The organism is Plantibacter sp. M259, from assembly GCF_006065115.1.
GTDB lineage: Bacteria > Actinomycetota > Actinomycetes > Actinomycetales > Microbacteriaceae > Plantibacter > Plantibacter auratus.
In genome coordinates, this window is sequence record NZ_CP040750.1 from 2,750,048 (window position 1) to 2,771,302 (window position 21,255).

22 protein-coding genes and 1 pseudogene are annotated in these 21,255 nt (G+C 69.6%); 10 read left to right on the forward strand and 13 right to left on the reverse strand.

What is annotated here, in order from left to right; translation table 11 throughout:
• Nucleotides 1-40: 40 nt before the first annotated feature.
• A complete protein-coding gene (locus FGL15_RS12885; protein WP_138946340.1) occupies nt 41-556 on the reverse strand; it encodes a hypothetical protein in 516 nt (171 codons plus the stop codon).
• A gap of 158 nt (nt 557-714) precedes the next feature.
• Here FGL15_RS12885 and FGL15_RS12890 point away from each other — a divergent pair, with 158 nt between their 5' ends.
• Both FGL15_RS12890 and FGL15_RS12895 read left to right on the forward strand, forming a co-directional pair.
• Nucleotides 715-1,380, forward strand: a complete 666-nt coding sequence (locus tag FGL15_RS12890; protein WP_138946341.1) for a response regulator transcription factor — start codon at nt 715-717, stop codon at nt 1,378-1,380.
• Nucleotides 1,377-2,588: a HAMP domain-containing sensor histidine kinase gene (locus FGL15_RS12895; protein WP_138946342.1), complete on the forward strand. Its 1,212-nt coding sequence runs from the start codon at nt 1,377-1,379 to the stop codon at nt 2,586-2,588. Before FGL15_RS12890 ends, FGL15_RS12895 begins: the two co-directional genes overlap by 4 nt.
• A 21-nt stretch (nt 2,589-2,609) precedes the next feature.
• Here the strand turns inward: FGL15_RS12895 and pnuC are convergent, their stop codons facing one another.
• Both pnuC and FGL15_RS12905 read right to left on the reverse strand, forming a co-directional pair.
• Nucleotides 2,610-3,275: a nicotinamide riboside transporter PnuC gene (gene pnuC / locus FGL15_RS12900; RefSeq protein WP_138946343.1), complete on the reverse strand. Its 666-nt coding sequence runs from the start codon at nt 3,273-3,275 to the stop codon at nt 2,610-2,612.
• A gap of 137 nt (nt 3,276-3,412) precedes the next feature.
• Nucleotides 3,413-4,099 (reverse strand): GntR family transcriptional regulator, encoded by a 687-nt coding sequence (locus FGL15_RS12905; RefSeq protein WP_138946344.1) that lies wholly within the window; start codon nt 4,097-4,099, stop codon nt 3,413-3,415.
• Between the two features lie 181 nt (nt 4,100-4,280).
• Here FGL15_RS12905 and FGL15_RS12910 point away from each other — a divergent pair, with 181 nt between their 5' ends.
• On the forward strand, nt 4,281-4,721 hold the full coding sequence (locus FGL15_RS12910) for an FCD domain-containing protein (RefSeq protein ID WP_168223397.1): 441 nt from the start codon (nt 4,281-4,283) through the stop codon (nt 4,719-4,721).
• A 210-nt stretch (nt 4,722-4,931) separates the two neighbouring features.
• On the opposite strand, the gene purL is transcribed toward FGL15_RS12910, so the two are convergent.
• Nucleotides 4,932-7,265, reverse strand: a complete 2,334-nt coding sequence (gene purL / locus FGL15_RS12915; protein WP_138946346.1) for a phosphoribosylformylglycinamidine synthase subunit PurL — start codon at nt 7,263-7,265, stop codon at nt 4,932-4,934.
• A 241-nt stretch (nt 7,266-7,506) separates the two neighbouring features.
• On the opposite strand from purL, the gene FGL15_RS12920 reads away from it, so the two are divergent.
• From FGL15_RS12920 to FGL15_RS12945, 6 genes are all read left to right on the forward strand, one after another.
• Nucleotides 7,507-7,965: an Asp23/Gls24 family envelope stress response protein gene (locus tag FGL15_RS12920; RefSeq protein WP_064294168.1), complete on the forward strand. Its 459-nt coding sequence runs from the start codon at nt 7,507-7,509 to the stop codon at nt 7,963-7,965.
• Nucleotides 7,962-8,153, forward strand: a complete 192-nt coding sequence (locus FGL15_RS12925; RefSeq protein ID WP_138946347.1) for a DUF2273 domain-containing protein — start codon at nt 7,962-7,964, stop codon at nt 8,151-8,153. Before FGL15_RS12920 ends, FGL15_RS12925 begins: the two co-directional genes overlap by 4 nt.
• Nucleotides 8,150-8,563: a hypothetical protein gene (locus FGL15_RS12930; protein ID WP_138946348.1), complete on the forward strand. Its 414-nt coding sequence runs from the start codon at nt 8,150-8,152 to the stop codon at nt 8,561-8,563. The genes FGL15_RS12925 and FGL15_RS12930 overlap by 4 nt, the downstream gene beginning before the upstream one ends.
• Nucleotides 8,560-9,168 (forward strand): DUF6286 domain-containing protein, encoded by a 609-nt coding sequence (locus tag FGL15_RS12935; RefSeq protein WP_138946349.1) that lies wholly within the window; start codon nt 8,560-8,562, stop codon nt 9,166-9,168. The genes FGL15_RS12930 and FGL15_RS12935 overlap by 4 nt, the downstream gene beginning before the upstream one ends.
• Nucleotides 9,165-9,776, forward strand: a complete 612-nt coding sequence (locus FGL15_RS12940) for a hypothetical protein (RefSeq protein ID WP_138946350.1) — start codon at nt 9,165-9,167, stop codon at nt 9,774-9,776. Before FGL15_RS12935 ends, FGL15_RS12940 begins: the two co-directional genes overlap by 4 nt.
• A gap of 151 nt (nt 9,777-9,927) precedes the next feature.
• Entirely contained in the window at nt 9,928-10,146 is a 219-nt protein-coding gene (locus FGL15_RS12945) for a hypothetical protein (RefSeq protein ID WP_064294172.1), read from the forward strand.
• A gap of 75 nt (nt 10,147-10,221) precedes the next feature.
• Here the strand turns inward: FGL15_RS12945 and FGL15_RS12950 are convergent, their stop codons facing one another.
• The 5 genes and pseudogenes from FGL15_RS12950 to FGL15_RS12970 all read right to left on the reverse strand — a co-directional run bounded on the left by FGL15_RS12950 (nt 10,222) and on the right by FGL15_RS12970 (nt 15,640).
• Entirely contained in the window at nt 10,222-10,998 is a 777-nt protein-coding gene (locus FGL15_RS12950; protein ID WP_138946351.1) for an amino acid ABC transporter ATP-binding protein, read from the reverse strand.
• Complete coding sequence (locus FGL15_RS12955) at nt 10,995-11,969, reverse strand: amino acid ABC transporter permease (RefSeq protein WP_138946352.1); 975 nt, start codon at nt 11,967-11,969, stop codon at nt 10,995-10,997. The genes FGL15_RS12950 and FGL15_RS12955 overlap by 4 nt, the downstream gene beginning before the upstream one ends.
• A 2-nt stretch (nt 11,970-11,971) precedes the next feature.
• Nucleotides 11,972-12,865, reverse strand: coding sequence for an ABC transporter substrate-binding protein (locus FGL15_RS12960; RefSeq protein ID WP_205858620.1), 894 nt, complete (start codon nt 12,863-12,865; stop codon nt 11,972-11,974).
• 1 nt (nt 12,866) lies between these two features.
• Entirely contained in the window at nt 12,867-14,570 is a 1,704-nt protein-coding gene (locus tag FGL15_RS12965) for an amidohydrolase (protein WP_138946353.1), read from the reverse strand.
• 213 nt (nt 14,571-14,783) lie between these two features.
• Nucleotides 14,784-15,640, reverse strand: a pseudogene (locus FGL15_RS12970) (SDR family oxidoreductase).
• Between the two features lie 115 nt (nt 15,641-15,755).
• Between FGL15_RS12970 and FGL15_RS12975 the strand changes: the two are divergent.
• Nucleotides 15,756-16,130, forward strand: a complete 375-nt coding sequence (locus FGL15_RS12975) for a helix-turn-helix domain-containing protein (protein WP_138946354.1) — start codon at nt 15,756-15,758, stop codon at nt 16,128-16,130.
• A 66-nt stretch (nt 16,131-16,196) separates the two neighbouring features.
• Here FGL15_RS12975 and FGL15_RS12980 read toward each other — a convergent pair whose 3' ends face one another.
• The 4 genes from FGL15_RS12980 to FGL15_RS12995 all read right to left on the reverse strand — a co-directional run bounded on the left by FGL15_RS12980 (nt 16,197) and on the right by FGL15_RS12995 (nt 21,249).
• On the reverse strand, nt 16,197-17,450 hold the full coding sequence (locus tag FGL15_RS12980) for a four-carbon acid sugar kinase family protein (RefSeq protein WP_138946355.1): 1,254 nt from the start codon (nt 17,448-17,450) through the stop codon (nt 16,197-16,199).
• Nucleotides 17,447-18,334, reverse strand: a complete 888-nt coding sequence (locus tag FGL15_RS12985) for an NAD(P)-dependent oxidoreductase (RefSeq protein WP_138946356.1) — start codon at nt 18,332-18,334, stop codon at nt 17,447-17,449. Before FGL15_RS12985 ends, FGL15_RS12980 begins: the two co-directional genes overlap by 4 nt.
• Before the next feature lie 660 nt (nt 18,335-18,994).
• On the reverse strand, nt 18,995-20,269 hold the full coding sequence (locus tag FGL15_RS12990) for an HNH endonuclease signature motif containing protein (protein ID WP_168223398.1): 1,275 nt from the start codon (nt 20,267-20,269) through the stop codon (nt 18,995-18,997).
• A gap of 272 nt (nt 20,270-20,541) precedes the next feature.
• Complete coding sequence (locus FGL15_RS12995) at nt 20,542-21,249, reverse strand: FadR/GntR family transcriptional regulator (RefSeq protein WP_138946358.1); 708 nt, start codon at nt 21,247-21,249, stop codon at nt 20,542-20,544.
• Nucleotides 21,250-21,255 lie beyond the last annotated feature (6 nt).

Consider the following 21,255-nt stretch of genomic DNA (forward strand, 5'->3'; position numbering starts at 1 on the left):
GTCGAGCCACGCACAGTCGGTGTGACGGGCGACGGCTGCATCAGTCCTCGCGGGAGATGCTCGGCACGCCGTCGCCTGCGCCCGTACCCTGGAACGTCGCCAGGCATTCGTCCGTCACGTCGTCGGGTACACCGTCGGGTACCCGCAGCCCGGAGTCGCGGGTCGGGTCGGGAACGTCGAAACCGTGTTCACGGAGGCACTCGGCGGCTTCGATCGTCTGCTGGAGCGACTGCTCCTCCGACATGCCGCCGCCGGTCGGTGCGGGTGGCGGCCCGACCTCCTCCTGACACAGGGGCACGGCGGCTTCATAGGCCTCCATGTCGACCTCGTTGACGTTGATCTTCATGGAGCCGTCCGCCTCCGGGTCGGGCATGTCGACGCCCTTCTCGCGGAGGCAGTCGTTGAACTTGAGCTGCCACTCCTCGAAGCTCACCGGAGCGGCGGAGGCTGATTCGGTGGAGGCCTCGCCGCTGCACGCGCTGAGCCCGAGGAGGAGTCCCGGGACGGCGAGGAGGGCGGTGAGGGCGATCAAGGGGCGGCGTGACGTGGTCGTCATGGTGGTCCTTTCGTGGAGCGAGCCGGAGCTGGATGCGTCATCGGCGTCGGACCAGTTCATCGAGACCGATGTTGCGAGGGCGTAAGCGCTGAAACTGACATGTTCTTTATGCGTCATGTGTATTCTGATATTCCACATTCCCGAGTGATGGAGATTCCATGCGCGTGCTCATCGCCGAAGACGAACGATTCCTGGCCGAGGCGATCCGCGACGGCCTCGCCCTCGAGGCCATCGCCTCCGACGTCGTCGGCGACGGCGGCAGGGTGCTCGAGGCGGTGTCGATCAACGAGTATGACGCCGTCGTCCTCGATCGCGACCTCCCGACGGTGCACGGCGACGAGGTCTGCCGTGTGCTCGTCCGCGAACACCCGGGGGTGCGCATCCTGATGCTCACCGCGGCCCGCCGACTGGACGACACCGTCAGCGGGTTCGGGCTCGGCGCCGACGACTACCTGACGAAACCGTTCGAGTTCCCCGAGCTGGTCGCGCGTCTGCGGGCACTCGCGCGACGGAACATCGAGGCGAGGCCGCCGATCCTGGAGCTCGCCGGTCTCCGGCTCGACCCGTTCCGGCGCGAGGTCTACCGGGACGGACGGCTGGTCCGCCTCTCGCGGAAGGAGTTCGCCGTCCTCGAACAACTCATGATCGCGGATGGTGGGGTGATCAGCGCGGAGGCGCTCCTCGAGAAGGCCTGGGACGAGAACGTCGACCCCTTCACGAACACGATCCGGGTCACCGTCTCGAACCTCCGCCGCCGCCTCGGTGCGCCGTGGGTGATCCAGACGGTTCCGGGCAGTGGGTACCGGATCGAGGCGCTCCCATGACCGAGGACGGATCCGCGCGCCGGCGACGTCGGCTGCCTGCTCGAGCGCGACTCACCCTCACCTCATCGGCGCTCGTGACGGCGGCCGGCGCGGTGATGGTCGTCGTCATCTACGCCTTCATGCGCTTCGTGCCGACCTACGCGCTTGCCACGACGGCGGATCCCGAGCAGGTGCCGGCGGCACCCGCACCGACCGGTGTCGGCTCGCTGCCGGACACGATCGGCGTCACGCTCGACGGTTCGCCGGCCGCGCTCCTGATCCGCGACCAGGCCGACATCCTGAGCACCCTCCTCGTGGCGTCCGTCGTGGTCCTGATCCTCCTCGCCGGGATCACCTCCTGGATCAGCTGGATCATCGCGGGGCGGATCCTCCGGCCGCTGCAGGAGATCACCGAGGCGGCACAGCGGGCGGCCTCCGGGTCGTTCGACCACCGAGTCGGGCTGGACGGTCCGCCGGACGAGATCACCGAGCTCGCCCGGACGTTCGACGACATGCTCGGCCGACTGGACCGCTCCTTCCACGCCTACCAGCGGTTCGCGGCCAACGCCTCCCACGAACTCCGGACTCCGCTCGCCACCATGCAGGCGATGCTCGACGTCGCGGCGCACGGTGCGGCCGCCGGTGCGCCCGGCACCAGGGAACTGCTCGCGAAGCTCCGACAGACGAACGACCGCAGCGTCCGCACCGTCGACGCGATCCTGGACCTCGCGGACGCCGGGCAGACGGAGCCGGACCGCCGGGCGACCGATCTCGAGGAGATCGTGGCCGACTCGGTCGACGAGGTGCGTCAGAGCGCGGCGGCCCGGCGGATCACCATCGAGACGCGTGGCGCGGGCGGGACGACCGTCTCGGCCGACGGTCGGATGCTCGAGCACGCCGTGGGCAATCTGCTGCGCAACGCGGTGCGGCACAACGTCGACGGTGGTCGCGTGTCGGTCACCGTCGGTCGTGCCGAGGACGCCTCGCCGGTGTTGGTCGTCGAGAACACCGGCGCCTGTCTCGCCGAGGCCGACGTCGCCCGGTTCACCGAGCCATTCTTCCGCGGATCCGGGCGGATCGACGACGGCGGAGCCTCGCGAGGACTCGGGCTCGCGATCGTCGAGGCGATCGCCGAGGCCCACGGTGCGGCGCTCGAGCTCGAACCGCGCGCCGACGGTGGTCTGCGGGTCGTGCTCCGGTTCGTGGAGCCGGCGGTGGTGGCGGCGTGAGCGTAGAGCGGACCCGCGTCGTCAGCCTGCGGCGACCAGGCGCTCGCCCCGTGCCCAGACGAAGAAGCCCGCGAGGGTGAACGCCCCGTAGAACAGGTACATCGACGCCGACACCCAGTACCCCGCGCCGAACAGCAGTGGCACGCCGACGAGGTCGACCGCGACCCAGATGAGCCAGAACTCCACCCAGCGCTTCGCCATCCCCCAGGTCGCGAGCAGGGAACCCATGAAGATCCAGGCGTCGGCCCAGACCGGTTCGTAGGAGCCGAGCGCCCGGAACACCGGGATCAGGAGCAGCGTGCCACCGACGAGGAGTCCGACGAGAATGAGCCGCACCCGCCATCCGGCCCAGCGGGGCCGGATCACGGCGACCGGGCCGGTCGTCACCTCGACCCGCTCGGCCCGTCGCCACTGCACCCAGCCGTAGACCGACACGACGATGAACATGAGCTGGCGGCCCGCCTGCCCGAGGAGGTTGGTCGGGTTGGGCGTGTGGAAGACGGCGCCGAGGAACACGGTCAGCAGGAGCGCGTTCCCGATGATGCCGACGGGCCAGGCCCAGGCTCGGCGACGCATACCGCCCAGGGCGCTCGCCAGGCCGAAGAGGTTGCCAACGACCTCCCGCCAGAGGACCACCTGGTCGCCGACTCGGAAGGTCGCATCGAAGAGCCAGAGGAGGATCCCCACTGCAGTCCTCCGATCGGGTCCGTCGCCAGCTGATGCACGGTCACGCGACCGACGGTCCACCGTACAACGTGCAGAGCCGCCTCCCGATCGGGCGGCGGCTCTGTGACGATCTGCGGCTCGATGGCCGTGTTCGCCGGCTAGCTCGCGGCGGGCAGTCCTCCGCCGGCGGCGATGACCTGCTCGAGGAAGGCGTCGGTGGCGGCGGCCTGCTTCCGCATCACGCGCTCGGCGTCCTCGGCACTGCGTGCCTCGGCGGCCGCGACCAACCCGGTGACGTAGGCGGCGAAGATGTCCCACTGGAAGAAGTCGATCGTCGGCAGCGAGGTGTAGGTCACCCGGGTGTTCATCTGACGGGCGACCTGCTGCAGCAGCGAGTTGCCCGAACGCTCGACCATGAAGTCGGCGAAGGCGGAGGACGAGCGGAGGACGTGCTTGTCGCGCGCCTCGATGTCCGCGAGCACGGCGTCGCCGAGCTCGCGGAACGCCGCGACGTCCTCGTCGGTGAACTGCGGGATGCTCCACCGCGCGCTGAGCTCGTGGAAGCCGTTCAGGAGGCGCAGTGCCTCCGCGTACTGCTGGGGCGTCGGCTTCGCGACGCGGGTGTACCGCTGCGGTGCGGTCTCGACGAGGCCGATGTCGGCCAGCTTGCTGATCGCCTCGCGGATCGGGGTCCGGGACACGCCGAGCCACTTCTCGAGCTCCTCATCGTTGAGGCGCTCGCCCGGCTCGAGGGTGCCGTCCTCGATGGCGGTCAGGAGCTGCTCGAAGACGATGTCGCGCAGGAGCTTCCGAGGGCTCGTCTCGACGGTTTTGGGAACAGGCATGGGACTCCGATCGTCGAGCTGGGATATGACCAGTTCAGAATACCGATATCCAAGGTGTGTTGGATAGGTTTGTGCTTCATGTGTTGTAGAACATGCCGGAAGCACAGGTGTGGTCGGGGACGTCACAGCTTGCTATCCTGACGCGCACGGGCGGGGCCCGATGACGCAGGAGGGTGGACGTATGTCGGCTGATTCGACGGCCAGGACGCCGCGGCATCGTCGGATCCACCTGTTCCAGACGCTCGGAGCCCTGCTGGGCGGGGTGACGAGGGTGACCGTCCCGGTCCTCGAGGACGCCGACCGCGCGGCGCTCGTCGCCGAACTGGACGAGGTGACGCGGTTGATCGGCGTGCAGGACCCGGTCGCGTACGCCGACGCCTCGTGGCCGCTCATGGATCATCTCGTCGCCCTCTGCCCGAACCGCATCCTGGTCACGACCGCTCGCGATGCGCTCGCGCTGCTGGCGCCGCAACTCGAGGTCACCGCCGACACCGACTGGCTCGATTGGCCGTCGCTCGCGGTGGACTTCCCGATCCTCCGGGACGCGGTAGCGGAGGGGGACGCCATCGGCGCGGAACTGGCCGTCGAGCGACTATGGGGGATGGCCGCCACGCTTCCGTGAAGCATTCCAAATGCTGATATGCTGAAGTCGTCGCTTGCGACACCACCTCCGGAGACGCCGGTCAGGACATTCGGGTTCCTGGCCTGAGCGCCCGGTGCTGAGCCGGGTGGGTGGGTTTCGGGTATCCGCCCACCCGGCGTCTCGAACCCCATCCGGAAACGACACAGCCCCCGCGCCGTCAGGTGCAGGGGCTGTGTGGAGGCGGCTGGCTCAGCCGATGACCGGGCCGAACCGCTCGGGGAGCACGCTCTTCGACACGCGACGGAGTTCGGACACCGGGATGGTCAGGACGTCCTGGATCTCAAGGGCGGGCTCGGTCGCGTCGCCGACGGCCGAGGCGTCGGTCACGCCGATGCGGAGCACTGGGTAGCCGCGGCCCTCGCACAGGCCCTGGAACTTGACGTCGTCCTCACGCGGCACCGAGACGATGACGCGTCCGGTGGACTCGGAGAAGAGCGCCGTCGTGAGGTCGACGCCGTCGCGGGTGAGCAGCTCACCGAGGAAGACCCGGCCGCCGACGCCGAAGCGCATGACGCTCTCGGCCAGCGCCTGGGCCAGGCCACCGTCGGAGAGGTCGTGGGCGGAGGACACGAGGCCCTCCTTCGCTGCGGCGTGCAGCAGCTCGGCCAGCGTCTTTTCGCCGGCGAGGTCGACCTTGGGCGGCAGTCCGCCGAGGTGGTCGTGGATCGTGCCGGCCCACGCGGAACCGTCGAGCTCGAGTGCGGTGGTGCCGAGGAGGTAGAGGTTGTCGCCCTCGTCCTGCCAGCCGCTCGGGATGCGGCGCGCGACGTCGTCGATCACGCCGAGGACGCCGACGACCGGCGTCGGGAAGATCGGGACGTCGCCCGTCTGGTTGTAGAACGACACGTTGCCGCCGGTGACGGGCACGCCGAGCTCGAGGCAGGCGTCCGACAGGCCGGCGACGGCTTCGGAGAACTGCCACATGACCTCGGGGTTCTCCGGCGAGCCGAAGTTCAGGCAGTCGGTGACGGCGGCCGGGACGGCACCGGTGACGGCGACGTTGCGGTAGGCCTCCGCGAGCGCGAGCTGTGCACCCTGGCGCGGGTCGAGCTGGCAGTAGCGGCCGTTCGCGTCGGTCGCGATGGCGAAGCCGAGGCCGGACTCCTCGTCGACGCGGATCATGCCGCCGTCGTCGGGGAAGGACAGCGCCGTGTTGCCCATGACGTAGTAGTCGTACTGGTTGGTGATCCAGCTCTTGTCGGCGAGGTTCGCCGAGCCGAGGAGGGAGCGGAACTGCTGCTCCAGCTCGGCAGGGGCGTCGGTGCGGGGGAGGGCCGACGCGGAGTCGGCCTGCAGCGCGTCGATCCAGGTGGGGTAGGCGACGGGGCGCTCGTAGACCGGGCCGTCGACCGCGACGGTCGAGGGGTCGACGTTCACGATCTCCTCGCCGTGCCAGTTGATGACGAGGCGGCCGGTGTCGGTCACCTCACCGAGCACGGAGGTCTCGACGTCCCACTTGTCAGTGACGGCGAGGAAAGCGTCGAGCTTGCCCGGCTCGACGACCGCCATCATGCGCTCCTGCGACTCCGACATGAGGATCTCCTCGGGCGTCAGCGAAGGGTCGCGCAGCAGCACGTGCGACAGCTCGACGAACATGCCGCCGTCGCCGTTGGCCGCGAGCTCGCTCGTGGCGCAGGAGATGCCGGCGGCACCGAGGTCCTGGATGCCCTCGACGAGGCTGTCGCGGTAGAGCTCGAGGCAGCACTCGATGAGCACCTTCTCGGCGAACGGGTCGCCGACCTGGACGGCCGGACGCTTCGTCGGGCCGTTCGCGTCGAAGGAGTCGGACGCGAGGATGGACGCGCCGCCGATGCCGTCGCCACCGGTGCGGGCACCGAAGAGGACGATCTTGTTGCCGACGCCCGAGGCGTTGGCGAGGCGGAGGTCCTCGTGACGCAGGACACCGACCGACAGGGCGTTGACGAGCGGGTTGCCCTGGTACACCTTGTCGAAGTAGGTCTCGCCGCCGATGTTCGGCAGGCCCAGGCAGTTGCCGTAGGAGGAGATGCCGGCGGTGACGCCGTGCACGACGCGCGCGGTGTCGGGGTGGTCGATGTCGCCGAACCGGAGCTGGTCCATGATGGCGACCGGTCGGGCGCCCATCGAGATGATGTCGCGGACGATGCCGCCGACGCCCGTGGCCGCACCCTGGAAGGGCTCGATGTAGGAGGGGTGGTTGTGGCTCTCGACCTTGAAGGTCACGGCCCAGCCCTCGCCGACGTCGATGACGCCGGCGTTCTCGCCCATGCCGACCATGAGGTTCTTCTTCATGTCGTCGGTGACCTTCTGGCCGAACTGGCGCAGGTAGATCTTGCTGGACTTGTAGGAGCAGTGCTCGCTCCACATGACCGAGTACATGGCGAGCTCGCCGCTCGTGGGACGACGACCGAGGATCTCGCGGATCTTCGCGTACTCGTCGGCCTTCAGGCCGAGGGCGCCGTAGGGCTGCTCGCGGTCCGGTGTCGCGACGGCGTTCTCGACGGTGTCGGCGACGGCGGAGCTGGTGGGGGTGGTGGTCGTCACGAGGGCAGGACTCCAAAGGAAGTGGTGGGATGCCGGACCCACCAATCTTAGCGGCGCGCGGCGACGAACAGATCATCGGATGGGCGTCGGCGGTCGAGGCCGATTCGTCACGGCGCGGTGCAGGATTCGGGGTCTGTTCACGAGGTTCGAGATCGACCGTGACGATCGGTGCGATGGTTGCGTCCTATCACCAACGAAGCGATCAACCGCTCGCTCGAGACGAACCAGGAAGGGCAACACCATGTCGAACACCACCAACTCCCCGAAGCCCACCGTCACGAAGGGTGTCGTCGGCGAGAACAACGCCGCCACGCAGACGAACACCCACGGCAAGACGGTCATCGACAACGGCGTGGTCGCGAAGATCGCCGGCATCGCAGCCCGCGAGGTCCGCGGCGTGCACGCCCTCGGTGGCGGAGCGGCCCGTGCCTTCGGTGCTATCCGCGACGCCATCGGCTCCTCCGACCTGTCGCAGGGCATCCGCGTCGAGGTCGGCGAGACCCAGGTCGCCGTCGACGTCGTGATCGTCGCGGACTACCCGGTGGACCTGCAGGCCGTCGCGAGCGAGGTCCGTGCCTCCGTCATCCGCGCGATCGAGCAGTTCGTCGGCATGGAGGTCACCGAGGTCAACGTGACCGTCAGCGACGTCTTCATCCCGTCGGACGACGAGGACCAGAACGCTGAGGCGCGAGTCCAGTGACCGCCACCAACACCGGCATCCTGATCGGCGCCGTCCTCGCCCTCAGCTGGGTGGCCTTCGGGTTCTGGGCGTTCGTGTTCGTCGCGGTCGCGATGGGGGTCGGCGCCCTCGTGGCCCGCATCGTCACCGGCCAGACCGACCTGAACGCGATCGTCGACGCCGTCCGCGGGAAGCGCGTCTCGTCATGACCACCGCCGTCCTCGACCGGGGTGTGTCCCCGGTCGCCGAAGCGCCTGTCGTGCATCCGCACGGCGGGCCGGGCCGGACGCGGATCACCGCGAAGGCCCTCGAGCACGTCGCCGTGAACATCGCGGCCGAATCGCTCGGGGTCCCGGCGGGACGCGTGAAGGTCGAGCTCGCCGACGACCGGGGTGCACTCGCGCTCGTCGTCACCTCGCCGATGCGTGCGATCCCACTGGCGCGCGTCTCGGCCACCCCCGACGCGCTCCAGCGCTCAGGGGGCTCCATCGTCGAGCGCGTCTCGGCCGCCACCGGTGCCATCGCTGCTCGCGTCGAGCAGTTGTCCGGTTCGAGCGTCTCGCGCGTCTCCATCCGCGTGAGCGGACTCGAGATCGACCAGGAAGGACGGGTCTCATGACCGCCACCGCAGCCACGACCCCGGTCGCCGGCCCGACGAGGGTGCTCCGGCGCCTGGCTCGTCGCGAACTGCACTCGCCGCGCTCGACCGCCGCGATCCTCCTCGCGGTCCTGCTCGTGCTCGTCGCACTCTGGATCGCCGTGGAGACGGTGCTCGCCCTCATCGGCCTCCGCCCGCTCCTCGTCGCCCCGGGTGAGATCCCGGCCGCCGCGGCCAGCCTGCCGACGACGCAGCCCGTCATCCTCGGTGTCGCGGGGGCACTCGTGCTCCTGCTCGGGGTGATCCTCATCGGGATCGCGCTCGGACCGGGACGCCGGCACCGTCACCTGTTGTCGACCGGGCGCGTGCTCGCGGTCGTCGACGACGAGGTCATCGCGTCGGCGCTCGCACAACGTGCCTCGACGACGGCCGCCACGCACCCGGACGGCACCTCGGTGGCCGTGGGTCGTCGGACCGCGGCGATCCGGATCACCCCGGCCAGTGGCATGCCCGTCGACCGGTCCGAGGTGGACCGCGCCGTCGCCGCAGACCTCGACGCGTTCGGCCTGCAGCCGTCGCTCCGGGCGACCACCTCCATCTCGTCGAACGGGAAGGTCGGACAGTGAACTCCACCAACCGCGGACTGAACCGTCTGCTCATCCTCTTCATCGGACTCGTCCTCGTCGTGATCGGGGCTGCGGCGCTCGCCGTCGTCACCGTGCCCGTCGTCGCCGACTGGTGGCGCGACAACCGCGCCGCCGTGCTCGACACGATCGACGGCTGGTTCGCCTGGAACCCGTTCGGCGCGGACGCCGGTCAGACGGCCCCGCTCCTGGTGCCGATCGTCGGGATCGTGCTGCTCGTGCTCGTCGCCGCCCTGCTCATCTCGTTCATCCTGCGTCAGGGTCGGGGCCGTTCCGGCGTCGTGCATCGCGCGACCGTCGAGCACGGCGACATCGTGCTCGAGACGGACGTCGCGGCCAATGCCCTCGGCGATGCCCTCGACGACACCGAAGCGTTCTCGTCCGTCCGCGTCTCCGCCTGGGACGTGAAGCGGTCGCAGGCGCTCAAGGTCGCCGTCACCTGCCGGCGAGGCGTCTCGCCCCGCACGGCGGTGGAGACCGTCAGTACGGCGGTGGAGTCGCTCGACCGCCTGCTCGGCGTCGAGCTCCCCGTCCTCGTGGAGGTCGATGGCGGCCTCCGCGCCGCCAAGCCGAAGCGCGTCCTCCAGTGAGCGTCACTGATCCGGACGTGCCGGTGCAATTGCAAGCCCCCGTCCGAATCGGCTGATCCGCAGCCACGCGTCGCAGAATGCCAGTGTCGCGGGATGAACCATCGGGACACATCAACGCCCCACGGCGATCCGTGGGAGAGGGAGCAACACCATGGGTAAGAAGATCCTCCTCATCATCGTCGGCCTCATCGCCTTCGGTGCCTACACGCTCGGCGCGAAGGCCGGACGCACCCGGTACCGCGAGATCAAGCACGCCGCAGAAGAGTTCTGGAACGACCCTCGCGTCGAGAAGGCGCGCAAGAAGGCCGTGAAGAACGCGAAGAAGGCCACGGCGAAGGCCCAGAAGGAAGTCCAGAAGAAGCTCCACTGAGCCCGTTCGCCCGCCCGTCCTCGGGTGGAACGCCGCCCGCTCGTCCCGGTTTGGGAGAGCGGGCGGCGTTCGTGTTCACAACACCTTCGACAGGAACGCGCGTGTCCTGGCGTGCTGCGGATCGGCGAGCACCTCGCGAGGCGCCCCCGTTTCCACGACGACGCCGCCGTCCATGAACACGAGCGAGTCGGCCACCTCCCGGGCGAAGCCCATCTCGTGCGTCACGACGATCATCGTCATGCCGTCCTTCGCGAGTCCCTTCATGACGTCGAGGACCTCGCCGACAAGCTCCGGGTCGAGTGCCGAGGTCGGCTCGTCGAACAGCATGAGCTTCGGATCCATCGCGAGGGCCCGCGCGATCGCGACCCGCTGTTGCTGACCGCCCGACAGGTGACCGGGGTATGCGGCCGCCTTGTCGCTCAGACCGACCCGGTCCAGGAGTTCCCGACCACGCTGCTCGGCGACCACGCGCCGTTGGCCCTTCACCTGCATGGGCGCCTCGATGATGTTCTCGAGCGCCGTCATGTGGGGGAACAGGTTGAACCGCTGGAACACCATGCCGATGTCGCGCCGCTGCTTGGCCGCCTCCTTGGGCTTCAACTCGTAGAGCTTGTCGCCCCGCTCGCGGTATCCGATGAGGTCCCCCTCGACGAGCAACCGTCCGCCGTCGACCCGCTCCAGGTGGTTGATGCAACGCAGGAAGGTCGACTTGCCGGAGCCCGACGGCCCGACCAGGCACATCACCTCGCCGCGTCGCACCGTCAGCGAGATGTCCTTGAGGACCGTGTTCGAGCCGAAGGACTTCACCACGCCCTCGGCGCGAACCATGTCGGTCGTGTCCGTGTTCGTCATCGTCGTTCTCCGCTCTCGCCGTCCACCGGGCTCTGCTTCGCTCGTGCTGCCTCGGCCTCCTGGACCTGGATGGCCTCGGTGGTGACCGGTGCCCCGGCGTCGATGCGGGTGAGCCCCCGCGCGAACCGCTTCTCCAGGAAGTACTGACCCACCATGAGGATCGAGGTGAACAGCAGGTACCAGAGCGACGCGACGATGAGCAGCGGGATCGGGTTGAACGTCTCGGACGAGATGTCCCTCGACCTCGTGTAGAGCTCCTGCGTGAACGGAACGGCCGTCACGAGCGACGTGGTCTTGAGCATCGAGATCACCTCGTTGCCGGTCGGCGGGATGATGATCCGCATCGACTGCGGCAGGATGACCCGTCGCATCGTCTGCGCCCAGCTCATCCCGAGCGCCGTCGACGCCTCCTCCTGTCCGCGGTCCACCGACAGCAGACCGGCGCGCACGATCTCCGACATGTAGGCGGCCTCGTTGAGCGCCAGCCCGATGACGGCGATCCAGAACGTGTTCAGCGCGGCGTCCGTCGGCAGCTGCGCGATCGGCGGGAGGAAGGGCAGTCCGATGTTGAGCGTCGGATAGATCGTCGCGAGCAGGCCCCAGAAGACCAGCTGCACGTAGACCGGCGTCCCGCGGAACAGCCAGACGAAGCCCCATGCGATGGCCTTGAGCACCGGGTTCGGCGACAGCCGCATGATCGCGAGCACGACGCCGAGGACGATGGCGCCGATCATCGAGTACACCGTCAGCTGCAGCGTGATGAGCGCTGCCATGGTGATTCGCCGGTCGAAGACGTACTTGCCGACGGCCGGCCAGTCGTACGCCGGTCGCGTCGCCGCGTCGACCACGAAGGCGACGAGCAGGAGCACGATGATGACGGCGAACACGTTCCGCCAGGGATGGCGGAGCTTGACGACCTTCAACGGCACCGGGGGCGTGGACGCCGTTCCGGTGGTTCTGGAGTCGCTCATGGTCAGCTCGTCGCGCCGTTGATGTCGATCTTGTCGATGGCGCCGGACTCGACGCCCCACTTGCTCAGGATCGAGCCGTAGGTGCCGTCGTCCATCAGGGACTGCAGGGCGGCCTGGAGGGCCTTGCCGAGGTCGCCGCGGTCCTTCGCGATCGGCATGCCGTAGAGGAACGTCGAGTACACGTCGCCGGAGAGTTCGAGCTTGCCGTCGCTCTGCTGGACGGCGTACTGCACGACCGGGGAGTCGGCGGTCATCGCGTCGGCGCGGCCGAGCGTGACCGCTGCCGTCGCCTCGTCCTGCGTGTCGTAGCCGAGGGCCTCGATCGCGGGCTTGCCGGCGTCCGTGCAGGCCTGTGACTTGGCGGGGACGTCGTCGAGGGCCTCCGTCGTGCCGTTCTGGACGGCGACCTTCAGCCCGCAGGAGTTGTCGGGGTCGACGGACTTGCCCGCGAGGGTCGCCCACTGGATCCCTGCGGTGAAGTAGTCGACCATGTCGACCTGCTGCTGGCGCTCCTTGGTGTCGAAGAAGGACGACAGCCCGACGTCGTACTTGCCACCGGTGATGCTCGGGATGATGTTGTCGAACTTCGCCACCTGGTAGTCGGTGGTGAGGCCGAGCTTGCCGGCCATCGCGTCGGCGAGCTCGATCTCCCACCCGATCGGGTCGCCGTTCGCGTCCTTGAACTCGTTGGGCGCGTAGGTCGCGTCGGTGCCGAGGATGAGCTTGCCGGCCTGACGGATGTCGTCGGGGAGCAGCGCTTCGGCGGCCTTGTCGACGGTCACCGCAGGCGCTGAGCCGGTGGCGTCGGGTGTGGCGACCTCGTTGTTGACGCAGCCGGTGAGCAGCAGCGCGGCGGCGGCCGTGAGTGCGGCCGGGAGCAGGTATCGGTTCTTCATGTCAGGTTCCTTGCTCGGTTGATGTGGTGGTGGAGGTGAAGACGCGGCGTCCGGCGATCCAGGTCCCGACGGTCCTGGTGTGGGCGATCTCGGAGGTGGGGCCGGCGAACGGGTCACGATCGACGAGGACGAGGTCTGCAACGGCTCCGACCTCGATCACGCCGGTGTCGTCGCGGTGGTCGATCCGGTTGGACCCGCGCGTGTACGCGGCGATCGCGGCTCCGAGCGTCAGCGACTGTCCGGGGTTCAGCGGTTCGGGGTGGTGATCGGGGTCGTCGGCCGGGAGCGTCCGGTTGACGGCCACGTGCAGGGCCTGCCACGGGTCGGGGGTCGTGACGGGCCAGTCCGATCCGGCGCAGAGCAGAGTGCCGAGTCGTGCAGCATCGCCGAACGGATACTGCCAGGAGGCGCGTTCATCGCCGAGCAGGGGCAGGTTCAGCTCGAGCATCTGAGGCTCCCACGTGGCCCAGAGCGCCTGCATGTTCATCGTGACGCCGAGTCGGGCGAACCGCGGCAGGTCGTCGGGGTGGACGATCTGCACGTGCGCGATGTGGTGCCGGTTGTCGCTCTCGCCGTTGCGCTCCCGCGCGGCCTCGAGGGCGTCGAGGCACTCGCGGACCGCTCGGTCGCCGATCGCGTGGAAGTGGACCTGGAACCCCGCGGCGTCGAGCCTCGTGACCGCCTCGATGAGGATCGCGGGCTCCAGGAACGAGATGCCGTGCTCGGGCGCGGTGTCGCCGCAGTGGCAGGTGCGGAGATAGGGGTCGATCATCGCCGCGGTGCGGTTCTCGGGGATGCCGTCCTGCATGATCTTGACGGTGCCCGCGGTGAAGCGCCCGGTCGTCGTCCCGAGGGCGGCGGCGTGGCGTGCGATCGCGTCGCGACGTGCGACGAGGTCGTCGATCTGCTCGAGTCCACGATCCCGGTCCCACCAGAGCGCCCCCACGACGTCGCTGGTGAGCGACCCGTCCGCCATCGCCTGTAGGTAGGCGTCGCTCGTGTCGGTGTGGCTGCCGTAGTCGCCGACGATCGCGTCCTGCCAGCCGGTGACGCCGAAGCTGTGGAGGGTCCGCTGGGCTGCGCCGAGGGCGGCCGCGACGTCCTCGTCGGTGTCGACCGGGACGAACCGCGACACGAGCGAGCGGGCACCCTCGTGGAGCATGCCGTTCGGGGTGCCGTTCGCGTCCCGCTCGATCCGGCCGTCGGCGGGGTCCGGTGTGGCGTGGTCGATGCCGGCGAGACGGAGTGCCGCGGTGTTCACCCAGGCGCCGTGGTGATCGCGGTTCTGGAGGAAGACGGGACGGTCGGGCACCACCCGGTCGAGGTCCGCGGCGAGCGGGGTGCCGCCGGGGAAGGCGGCCTGTTGCCAGCCGCCGCCGACGATCCACGGGCGCTCGGGGTGGGTCTCGGCGTAGGCGGCGATCGTGGCGAGGTACCCCTCGGGGGTGCGCTCGGCCGACAGGTCGCACGCGAGCTGTTCGAGTCCGGCCTCGACGGGGTGGACGTGGGCGTCGACGAAGCCGGGGAGCAGGAGACCGCCTCGGAGGTCCACGATCTCGGTGTCGGGATCGATCGCCGCGTATGCGTCGGCGTCGAGGGCGACGATCCGGCCGTCGGCGACGGCGACGGCTCCGGACTGCGGCGTGAGCAGGGCGTTCCGGAAGACGGTGCCTCCGGTGAAGACCGTGTCCGCGTTGCTCGTCATATCACCTGCTCGAAGCGTCGGTGGTGCCGTCTGGCCGGCGCGTCATCCTCGGCGCGCTAGCGGTATCGAGAGCATAACCCGGATCGAGGTGACGGATTCGTGCGTCCGATCGCGTTTCTGCAACGGAATCCTTCAGCCGGAGCGTCAGTGCGCGCGAACGGGCCCGGAGCAAGCGCTCCGGGCCCGGCTGATTGCAGGAGGTGTCGACGCGGCTCAGCCGACGAGCGTGCGCAGTCCCTCGACCAGCGGCGTGGTCGGACGCCCGATCAGTCGGCTGAGGTCGCCGCTCGTGTCGGCGAGGAGCCCGTCACGCGTGTTGCCGTCGAGGGCGACGACGAATCCCGCGGTGCCCTCGTCGAGACCGGCGGCCAGCAGGGCCTTGGTGTGGTCCTCGGGGGAGAGGTCCTGGTACACGACCTCGCGACCGACGACCTCGCCGATCGCCTGCGCCAGCTCGGGGTGGGACCACGCGACGTCGCCGGCGAGCTCGTAGGCCTTGCCCTCGTGGCCGTCGGTGGTGAGGACGACGGCTGCCGCCTCCGCGTAGTCGGTGCGCGATGCGCTCGACACGAGACCGTCGCCGACGCTCCCGACGAACGATCCGGTCGCCTTCGCCTGATCGACGGACTGACCGTAGTTCTCGGTGTACCAGCCGTTGCGCAGAATGGTGAAGGGGAGGCCGGACGCGCGGATGAGCTCCTCGGTCGCCTTGTGCTCGGGAGCGAGGATCAGGGGGAGGTGTCGGCCCGGAGCGCGCTCGTGTAGACGAGGCGGGCGACACCGGCGCGCTTGGCGGCGTCGATGACCGCGGCGTGCTGGGCGACGCGCTGGCCGACCTCGCTGCTGGAGACGAGCAAGACGGTGTCACCGGCCTCGAGGGCGGCGTCGAGGGTGGCGGGGTCGGCGAAGTCGACCTTCGCGGTGCGGACGCCCTGCGCGGCGAGATCGGCGAGCGCCTCGGTCCGGCGGCCCGTGGCGACGATGGTGGCGGGGTCGGTGCCGCGGGCGAGCAGGTGCTCGACGACGAGGTGGCCGAGCTGGCCGGTGGCTCCGGTGACGACGAGAGACATGTGAGGTCCTTTCGATGGGGTTCGCTGAGGAGGAACCCGCTTCCGATCACATTACTTCCCGATCTGCAGTACCCACTTTGAGGTAAGCTACTGTCCAACGAGTAAGGAATGAGTCATGACGAGCGTAGACACGCAGCTGGGAAGACGCCCCGGATTCACCGACGGCGTCCTGCCTGCCGCCTGCCCCTCGCGCACGGTGCTCGACCACGTGACCAGCAAGTGGGGCGTGCTCGTCCTCCTGGCGCTGTCCGACGGCACCCATCGTTGGGGTGAGCTGCGGCGGGTGGTCCAGGGCATCAGCGAGAAGATGCTGGCCCAGACGCTCCGGACGCTCGAGGAGGACGGCCTCGTCGTCCGCGTCGCGCACCCCGAGATCCCGCCCCGTGTCGAGTACAGCCTGAGCGACCGCGGTCGCGACCTCAACGAGCACCTGATGCCCTTGATGGCGTGGATCGACCACAACGCGTCGGAGATACTCGGACGCGCCTGAGCCTTCATTCGCCCATCTTTGGGCGAACGAGCCTCGCGTCGCCCGAAGATGGGCGAACGAGGGGCGCTAGGCGGTCCGGCCGAGCGCTGCAAGGACGTCGACGAGCGTCGACGGGTCGCCGACATTGCCCGGCACGACGACGTAGAGCTTCTCCTCGTCCTCGGGCGTCACCACGCTCCACACCGAGACCCCGGGCAGCACCTGTCCGAGGACGCGCGCGCGCCTGGCGCCGAGGCCGACCCGGGCGACCTCGGCGGAGGTGATGCCGCCCTTCGACACGACGACCTCCACCGATCGTCGGAGCACAGCGGTCGCCGATGTCAGTGCGATCATCACCCGCTCGCCATGGTCGAGCGTGTTGTGCGAGGCGTCCCGTTCCCGCTCGGACGAGATCGCGGCGAACCCCGTCGCGGTGAGTCTCGCTCGAGCGGCCTCCGCCGCGGCCCGTCCGGTGGCGACGGCATCCTGGAGGGCGTCGCTCGTGGGGACGATCTCGGCGGGGCCGAACGCCGCCTCGACGGGTGCGAGTTGTCGCGTCGCACCGATGGTGTGGGAGCCGCAGACGAGGAGCGCGGCGACCGGCTCCGCGACGAGCGGCGAGGGGAGGAGGCCGTCGCTCTCGACGCCCGCGATGGCCGCAGCGAGGGGCGACGCTGACCGGACGACCACGTCGGCTCCGTCGGCCCAGGCCGCCGTGATGGCCTGCGCGATGATCCGGACGTCGTCTCCGGTCTCCGCGTCCGGGAGGAGCACTGTTCCGGGAACGGCCTCGCGGAGAGCTGCACGGAACTCGGCGGCGCCGTCGCGGAGACCCGCCAGACCGAAGTGGGCGGTCTCCCGCCCGGACTGTTCGCGCACGTAGTCCGGCAGGTGCCCCGAGCGGAACGGGAACACGGGGTCCTGGGCGTACTCCGTCTCATGGGCCGGCAGTGTCTCGTCACCGATCCGGACGTAGTGGGTACCGTCGATCGTCGTCCGCCCGCCCTCTGGGAAGGCCGGGACGAACACGATGACGCTCGCTGGGCCGGTGAAGACGGCGGTCTCGGGGAACACGTGGCCGCGCAGGGTCGAGTCGCCTCGGAGGACGACGTGCACCCGTTCGCCGAGACGGCGTCCCGCCTCCTCCGCCTCAGTCCGAGTGCGTTCGAGGAGCGCGACCGCGTCGGCCTCGGAGACGGCACGCGTGTTGGTGAGCAGGTAGACCGCGTCGGCTCCGCCGAGAGCCTCCTCGATGAGGTCGGCGTCCCACTCCAGCAGGACGTCGACGCCGGAGGCCGACTGCGTGCCGGTGGGGTCGTCATCGAGGATGAGGGTCTTCATGCGTGGGGCCCCTGGTAGGTCTCGATCACCCGGGAGTCATCGCGTGCGCCGAGGCCGGACGCCGCTGCGGCGAGGAAGCGTTCGCGCGCTGCGTCGAGGACGGGGGTCGCGGCTCCGGCGGCGCTCGCCGCATCGGCGACGAGGCCGGTGTCCTTGACGAAGATGTCGACGCGGCTCATCACCGGCGCGTCGGTGTCCTGCAGCATGCGGGGTCCGCGGTCCGACAGCATCCAGGAGGCGGCTGCACCGGACTCGACGAGGGGGAGGACGGCCGCCGGGTCGAGGCCGAGCGAGGACGCGAGGGCGAGGGCTTCGGCGGCAGCGGCGATGTGCACGGCGCAGAGGTGCTGGTTGACGACCTTGATCGCCTGGCCGTCGCCGATGGCTTCGCCGACGATCCTGGCGGTGCCGAGGGCGGCGAGCGGCTCAGTTGCGGCGGCGATCGCGGTGGGGGATCCGGATACGAACATGGTGAGCTCGCCGGTGCTGGCGCGTGCCACGCCGCCGGTGACCGGGGCGTCGACGACCGCTGCGCCCGCGGCTTCGAGACGGGCAGCCTGCTCGACGACGGAGGCGGGGCCGACGGTGCTCATGATGATCCAGGTCTGGCCGGCGGGATCGGTGTCGGCGAGGGCGAGGGTGACGAGTTCGGCGAGCTGGTCGGGCGTCGCGACCATGACCACGACGGTGTCGGCCTGCGGTGCCTCGGTGATCGACGCGACCGCGCTGATGCCGGCGGCGGCCGCGCGTTCCCGTGCGGCGGGGAAGGGGTCGACGCCCGTGACCCGGTGGCCGGCCGCGGCGAGCTGGGTGGCCATCGGCAGGCCGATCGCGCCGATGCCGACGAAGGTGATGGTGTGTGCGGGCTGTGGCGTCGATGCCATGGCGTCCTCCGGGGGATTGGTTGGACCAATCGTAACCGCGGAGGTCGACACGGGCAAGCGGGCTGAGGTGGACGCTCGGCCGCCCGTCGACAGGCTCAGTGCGGCGCACCTCAGAGATCGAGGGTGATTCGGGCGACCCTGGCCCGATGACCGAGGTGGCGCGGCTCGGTTGCCCTTCGACAGGCTCAGGGACCGGGGCCATCCGGGTGCTCCTCTCCCGCTCATCGAGGCGGCGCGAACCGAGTGCCCTTCGACAGGCTCAGGGACCGAAAGCTTGCGAGCGCAGTCCAGCCCGGTCACTGAGCCTGTCGAAGTGCCCACGAAGAACCCTTCGGCAGGCTCAGGGACCGAATCGGTTCCGGGTGCACCTCTCCCGGTCACTGAGCTTGTCGAAGTGCCCACGAGGAACCCTTCGACAGGCTCAGGGACCGAAATGGTTCGGGTGCACTTCCTCCGGTCACTGAGCTTGTCGAAGTGCCCACGAGGAACCCTTCGACAAGCTCAGGGACCGATACGGTTCGGGCGCGCTTCTCCCCGGTCGCTGAGCTTGTCGAAGTGCGTAAGTGGACGACCCCGCGTTCCGGGTGCACCTCTCCCGGTCACTGAGCTTGTCGAAGTGCACACGAGAACCCCTTCGATAGCCTCGGGGACCGGTGGAGGTCAGAACGGTGCGGGGTCCGGTTCGGTTCGGTGGTGTTTCCCGTCGGGTGTCGTCCAGTCGAGGACCCCGCCGGGTCCGTGGTCGAGGTTCCACCCGGGGAGGTGCTTCAGTCGGTGGTGATGTCGACACAGGCAGGCGAGATTGCCCACATCCGTCGTCCCGCCGTCCTCCCAGGCGATCGAATGATCGAGGTCGCAGGCTCTGGCTCGTCTGCCGCATCCCGGTGCGCGACAGGTGCCGTCCCGGAGGCGGACTGCGCGTTGCAGATCGGCGGGAACGCGGTACTGATTCCGCCCCACTGAGAGGACGGCGCCGGTCTCCGGCTGGACCAGGATCCGGGTGAAGCTGGGGGCGTTCACCGCGATGCGGGCGGCAGTCTCCGGGTCGATCGGACCATAGCCGTCGAGGGTGGCCGGGGCGTCCGAGACGCCGGCCATGCTCAGCGCGGGGACGGTGATCTGCACGGTCGGTTTGATGTGCTCCTGGACCTCGATCGGGTGCGCGAGGACCGGTCTCGTCATGACGTCGTCGGGCGTGACGCCGGTGAGCGCGAGGGCCGCGAGGGCGTCGGCCTGCAGCTGGGCGCAGGTGCGGGTCTCGCCAGCTGCGCGTGATTCCGCTGCCGCTGCTTCGACCCGCTCGATGATGCCCTGCGCGATGGGCGCTGTGGTGAAGAGGTGCACCCAAGCCATGCCGTCGGCGGCAGGCTCGAACTCGACGCGGCGGTCGGCTTCGGAGCGGACGGCGCGTGCGGTGATGGATTCGGGGTGGAGGCGCTCGCGCAGGACGCGGGCTCGCCTGCGGAGGTTCGCGTTGGTGGACTCTTCCGCGACCGTTAGGACCTCAGCAAGGAACGCCGACCGCCCCTCGACTGGCACGTCACTGAGTTGGTCGATGATCGTCTGCGCGTGCCGGGCTGAGATGCGGCCGGCCTCGAGTGATGCGAGCACGGCGGGTGCGTCGTTGACGAGGCGCTCGGCGTCGTTCGTCGCCCGCTGGACCGTCTGCTCGGGCGTGCGCGTCGCCATCGCGAGCGCTGCGCAGGTGGAACGGCGCGAGAGCGCCAGACGCTCGGCCGGCGGGAAGATCGCCGGGACCGTGGCGTCAGCGAAGGCGTCCGCATAGGCGGCAGAGCGGGCGAGGAGGCGGGCCTCCTCGGCGTCGAGAGCAGCACGCCGACGCTGGATGTCCGCGTAGCGGTCCGAGAACTCCGCGAGCTGCGCGGCGTATTCGTCGCCAGCGCGAACTGCGGCGGCGGCGGTGGTCTCGGTCATGGACCAAGTCCACCATGGACCACTGACATTCCAGACGTTGAGTTGTCTCGGCTGTGGAAGTTGCTCGTGCCCTTCGACAAGCTCAGGGACCGGAGAGGGTTGCTCGGGGACCGGAGGCGCCTTGCCGGACTCGCGGGGTTCCATCGTGGGCCCTTCGACAGGCTCAGAGACCGGGAAAGGGTTACTCGTCGACTCGGAGGGTGCTCCGTGTGCGCCTCGACAGGCTCAGGGACCGGTTGAGGTGGCCCGGACGGGGTCGGGGCCGCGAAGCGTCAGCTCGCGCCGTCGTCGGCATCGAGCTGCAACCAGTCCTCGAAGTGCTGGCGCATCGCGCGTCGGGCGGCCTCGGCGTCTCGAGCGGCCAGGGCGTCGACGACGGCGTAGTGCACGCTGTCGGTCCGCCGGACGCCGCGCTCGTCCGGCTGCTCCACCTCGATCGCGCGGAGTCGACGCTGCCGGATCGTCTCGCGCAGCACGTGACTGAAGCCCTCGTGCATGAGTCGGAAGATCGGGTCGTCGACGATGGCGTTCAGTCGGCTGTGGAAGTCGACGTCGGCCTCGAGCGCCGCATCGTGATCTCCGGCGAGCGTCGCGGCGATCATGCGGTCGACGTCGTCGCGCAGCACCGCGACCGCCTCGTCGGTGACGAGCCCGGCCGCCGCCTCGGCGACGGTCTCCTCCAGCATCATGCGCGACCGGGCGAACTGATCGTCGGACAGATAGCCCAGCTGCCGGGAGATGGTGAACCAACTGCGGACGAAGTCGTTGCCCGGGGCGTCAATGGAGGTGCCCCGGCCCTGGGTGCGGTGGAGGAAGCCGAGCCGTTCGAGGACCGCGAGCTGTTCGCGAAGGGCGCCGCGGCTCATCTGCAGTGCCTCGCCGAGCTCGCGTTCCGGCGGCAGTCGCCGCGCGGTGGTGCCGGGCTCCGGCGTGGCCAGCTCAACGAGCCTCGCCACGAGCGCTTCGAGCGGCTCCGCCATGCTGCC

What these genes read in the sequence shown, in the direction of transcription:
- FGL15_RS12890 (WP_138946341.1), top strand. Translation starts at nt 715, where the DNA reads ATGCGCGTGCTCATCGCCGAAGACGAACGATTCCTGGCCGAGGCGATC.
- FGL15_RS12960 (WP_205858620.1), bottom strand. Translation starts at nt 12,865, where the DNA reads ATGAAGAACCGATACCTGCTCCCGGCCGCACTCACGGCCGCCGCCGCG.
- FGL15_RS12965 (WP_138946353.1), bottom strand. Translation starts at nt 14,570, where the DNA reads ATGACGAGCAACGCGGACACGGTCTTCACCGGAGGCACCGTCTTCCGG.
- FGL15_RS12995 (WP_138946358.1), bottom strand. Translation starts at nt 21,249, where the DNA reads ATGGCGGAGCCGCTCGAAGCGCTCGTGGCGAGGCTCGTTGAGCTGGCC.
- FGL15_RS12955 (WP_138946352.1), bottom strand. Translation starts at nt 11,969, where the DNA reads ATGAGCGACTCCAGAACCACCGGAACGGCGTCCACGCCCCCGGTGCCG.
- FGL15_RS12885 (WP_138946340.1), bottom strand. Translation starts at nt 556, where the DNA reads ATGACGACCACGTCACGCCGCCCCTTGATCGCCCTCACCGCCCTCCTC.
- FGL15_RS12990 (WP_168223398.1), bottom strand. Translation starts at nt 20,269, where the DNA reads ATGACCGAGACCACCGCCGCCGCCGCAGTTCGCGCTGGCGACGAATAC.
- FGL15_RS12935 (WP_138946349.1), top strand. Translation starts at nt 8,560, where the DNA reads ATGACCGCCACCGCAGCCACGACCCCGGTCGCCGGCCCGACGAGGGTG.
- FGL15_RS12975 (WP_138946354.1), top strand. Translation starts at nt 15,756, where the DNA reads ATGACGAGCGTAGACACGCAGCTGGGAAGACGCCCCGGATTCACCGAC.
- FGL15_RS12920 (WP_064294168.1), top strand. Translation starts at nt 7,507, where the DNA reads ATGTCGAACACCACCAACTCCCCGAAGCCCACCGTCACGAAGGGTGTC.
- FGL15_RS12950 (WP_138946351.1), bottom strand. Translation starts at nt 10,998, where the DNA reads ATGACGAACACGGACACGACCGACATGGTTCGCGCCGAGGGCGTGGTG.
- FGL15_RS12980 (WP_138946355.1), bottom strand. Translation starts at nt 17,450, where the DNA reads ATGAAGACCCTCATCCTCGATGACGACCCCACCGGCACGCAGTCGGCC.
- FGL15_RS12985 (WP_138946356.1), bottom strand. Translation starts at nt 18,334, where the DNA reads ATGGCATCGACGCCACAGCCCGCACACACCATCACCTTCGTCGGCATC.
- FGL15_RS12945 (WP_064294172.1), top strand. Translation starts at nt 9,928, where the DNA reads ATGGGTAAGAAGATCCTCCTCATCATCGTCGGCCTCATCGCCTTCGGT.
- FGL15_RS12905 (WP_138946344.1), bottom strand. Translation starts at nt 4,099, where the DNA reads ATGCCTGTTCCCAAAACCGTCGAGACGAGCCCTCGGAAGCTCCTGCGC.
- FGL15_RS12895 (WP_138946342.1), top strand. Translation starts at nt 1,377, where the DNA reads ATGACCGAGGACGGATCCGCGCGCCGGCGACGTCGGCTGCCTGCTCGA.
- FGL15_RS12930 (WP_138946348.1), top strand. Translation starts at nt 8,150, where the DNA reads ATGACCACCGCCGTCCTCGACCGGGGTGTGTCCCCGGTCGCCGAAGCG.
- FGL15_RS12910 (WP_168223397.1), top strand. Translation starts at nt 4,281, where the DNA reads ATGTCGGCTGATTCGACGGCCAGGACGCCGCGGCATCGTCGGATCCAC.